General features: G+C 64.2%; 3 protein-coding genes and 1 pseudogene. 3 read left to right on the top strand and 1 reads right to left on the bottom strand.

The features are described 5' to 3' along the window. The 3 genes from ACLP25_RS09935 to ACLP25_RS09925 all read left to right on the top strand — a co-directional run. The coding region (locus ACLP25_RS09935; protein WP_442469036.1) for a hypothetical protein at nucleotides 1-230 on the top strand (230 nt) is incomplete at its 5' end. A gap of 73 nt (nucleotides 231-303) precedes the next feature. Continuing rightward, nucleotides 304-1,404 (top strand): cytochrome b/b6 domain-containing protein, encoded by a 1,101-nt coding sequence (locus tag ACLP25_RS09930; protein ID WP_442469035.1) that lies wholly within the window; start codon nucleotides 304-306, stop codon nucleotides 1,402-1,404. After that, the gene (locus ACLP25_RS09925) at nucleotides 1,401-1,823 is read left to right on the top strand and encodes a DUF1924 domain-containing protein (RefSeq protein WP_442469034.1); all 423 of its coding nucleotides are present in this window, start codon (nucleotides 1,401-1,403) and stop codon (nucleotides 1,821-1,823) included. The genes ACLP25_RS09930 and ACLP25_RS09925 overlap by 4 nt, the downstream gene beginning before the upstream one ends. 155 nt (nucleotides 1,824-1,978) lie before the next feature. Here the strand turns inward: ACLP25_RS09925 and ACLP25_RS09920 are convergent. Beyond that, nucleotides 1,979-2,895 (bottom strand): annotated as a pseudogene (locus tag ACLP25_RS09920) (MFS transporter); the annotation flags it as partial.

Raw genomic sequence — 2,895 nt, 5'->3', positions numbered from 1 at the left:
TGGATGTCATCCGAGATTTCCTGACCTCGCACGCTGCGGATTCTCCAGACGCCACATTTCGGGACCGGCATTTTTTGGCTGCGCTCCCGTCGGACAGCACGCCTTTGAGAATTACGGCTACGCCCTGGTGGAACCAGATGCACGCGGATTTCAACTTCGGCGGCGTGAAGCGCACCCCCGTCAAATCGGCCGCCAACTGTCTCGGCTGCCACAAGGACAGCGGTCAATAGGCTGTCGATGGAGGGCGAAGCGCAGCAGCTTCCTTCGGCGCACTGCGTCCCGGGCTCAGTCGCCCCGTCTTCGATGAGGGTTTGGGACCCCGGCGTTCGCCTTTTCCACTGGCTGCTGGTCCTCTCGGTCGGGGTCGCGCTGGTCACCGGCCTTTTTGGACCCCGCAGCCGGCTCAGCGTTCACGTCGGCGCCGGCGTGGCAATCGCAGGCCTAGTCGCTTTTCGCATCCTCTGGGGTTTCACGGGCTCGACCTATGCGCGATTCTCCAGCTTTCCCGTGGCGCCCTCTGCGATCGCCGCCGACCTCGCCGGATTTGCGGCGGGTTGCCGTCCCCGCTGTCTCGGGCACAACCCGCTCGGCAGCCTGATGGTGTTCGCCCTGCTCGCGATCCTGACGCTCAGTGTCGTGACGGGCGTCGTCACTCTGGGCGGCGTCGACAAGCAGGGCCCGATGGCGTTCGCAGTGTCCTACGCTGCGGGAGCCGCGACGCTGAACGTGCATCAGGCTTTCGCCTATGGCCTTCTCCTGCTGATCCTCGGCCACCTTCTCGGCGTTGCGTACGAGTCCGTTCGGAGCGATTCGAATCTGGTCCTCGCCATGCTCACCGGCGAAAAGGAGGTCAATGCCGGCAACGATGCCGTCAGGCCCTCGAGAGCAAGACCGGTCGCGACGGGTCTCACGCTTCTCCTTCTGCTGGCGGGCGGCGCTCACCTGATCATCAACCTCTCGTCGCGCCCGGCGTACGGAGTGCCTGCCGGTCCGCTCGACCGGACTTACGTAAAGGAATGCGGGAGCTGCCATTTCGCCTATCCTCCGAGCCTGGCGCCGCGGACGCGCTGGATTGCGCTGATGGACGGCCTTGACGATCATTTCGGCGAAGACGCCAGTCTCGGGCCCGACCTCGCGGCCTCAATTCGCGCCTACCTCGCGAGCAATTCCGCGGAGAAATGGGATACGCGCGCTTCGCATGAGCTCGCGATTCCGAATCCGCGCGATCCGCTTCGGCTGACGGCGACGCCGTACTGGACCCGCACGCATCGCCGGATCCCGGACGCCGTCTTCAAATCCCGGGCGGTCGGCGCGAAGGGGGCCTGCGACGCCTGTCACAGCGACGCTGCGACCGGTCGCTTCGATCCGCAGAACATCGATATCCCGGAGCGAGCTTTTCAATGAAGGCGACACATCGTCTCGGCGCTTGGGTCATCGTGGCGTGCTGCGCGCTTGCACGCGGCGCCTCAGGCGAGCCGCAGCAGCCACTCCTCGACTTCTATGCGAGTGAAGCGAAAGCCACCGATCCTGCCTTCAGCGGGTTTTCCGCGCAGCGAGGCGAGCAACTCTTCAGGACCCATTTCACGACCGGCAAACCCGACACGCCCTCTTGCACGGCTTGTCATACAACAGACCCGAAAAAGGTCGGGCAGACTCGCGCCGGCAAGGACATCGACCCTATGGCGGTCTCTTTGAATCCAAAGCGATACACCGATCAGGCAAAGTCCGAGAAATGGTTCGGACGAAACTGCAACAACGTCCTCGGACGCGAATGCACGGCGACGGAAAAAGGCGACTTCATCACGTTCATGCTGACTCAGTGAGAGCGTCCATCCACTTCGCGCTCTTCCCGGCGGGAGCGCGAATCGTGAAAGACGGCATCAACGATTGCGGCCTCAAAAACCACCGCGAGCCTCTGACGCTCGGCCGCCGTGGCTGCTGCGCCGGCGCGGGGTCCTGTCGCTGAGTCGGCGTTGCTTTACGCGCGCGCGACCGCCGCGCGGTCTGGCGCGCTGGACTGCGGCTCCGGCGCACGCAGGAGCAGCATCAGCAGCAGCATGCCGATAACGGCGAAGCCAATGATCATGAAGCCGTCGATATAGGCCAGGACATTGGCCTGGACTTGCACCGAATGGGCGAGGAGCGCGGTTCCGCGGGCGCTGGCCTGAGCCTCGCCGACCGAGCGCCCAGCCAGGGCCCGGGCATAGGCCTGCAGCCGGTCGTGGGTGAGCTGTGATGCGGGGGTGACGTGCAGCCCGATGTAATTCGAGTGCACCTGCTCGCGCACCCGGATAATGGTCTGCACGAAGGCCGAGCCGATTTGCGCCCCGAACAGGCGCCCGGTTTGCAGCACCGCGCCGAAGGTGAGAACCTGGGTCGGGTCCAGGTTCTGCAGGTTGAGCCAAACCAATGACGTCAGCCCGATGGACTGCCCGAACGCCTGTACGATCTGCGAAGGCAGGAAGTCGTCGCCGATCCACTGGTCGGTGAGCTGAGCCGCCATGAAGCAGGCGACGCCGATGAGGGCAAAGCCCACGGCGGTCAAGAGCCTTGCGTCTATGAAGCGAAGCATCGTCGCCGCCACGGGCGCCAGCAGGAATTGCGGCAGCGCAATCCACACCAGCACGCTGCCCACTTCCATCGCCCGGTAACCCTGGACGGTCGTCAGGTACTGCGGGATGATGTAGGAAGTGGACAGAATGGAGAAGCGGAAAAACGCGATGAAGAGAAAGAGCAACGGGAAGTTGCCGCTGGCCGCGAAGCGAAGATCGATCCAGGGTCGGGGATTGGTCAGTTCCTGCACGACGAAGGCGGCGAGCAGGAGGCCACCGCCCAGCAGGAGTCCGCAAATCAGTCCTGAATTCAGCCAGTCGAGCCGGTTGCCCTGGTCGAGAG

It is taken from the genome of Roseiarcus sp. (assembly GCF_052145395.1).
Lineage (GTDB): Bacteria > Pseudomonadota > Alphaproteobacteria > Rhizobiales > Beijerinckiaceae > Roseiarcus.
This window is presented reverse-complemented; position numbering and strand designations above follow the sequence as displayed.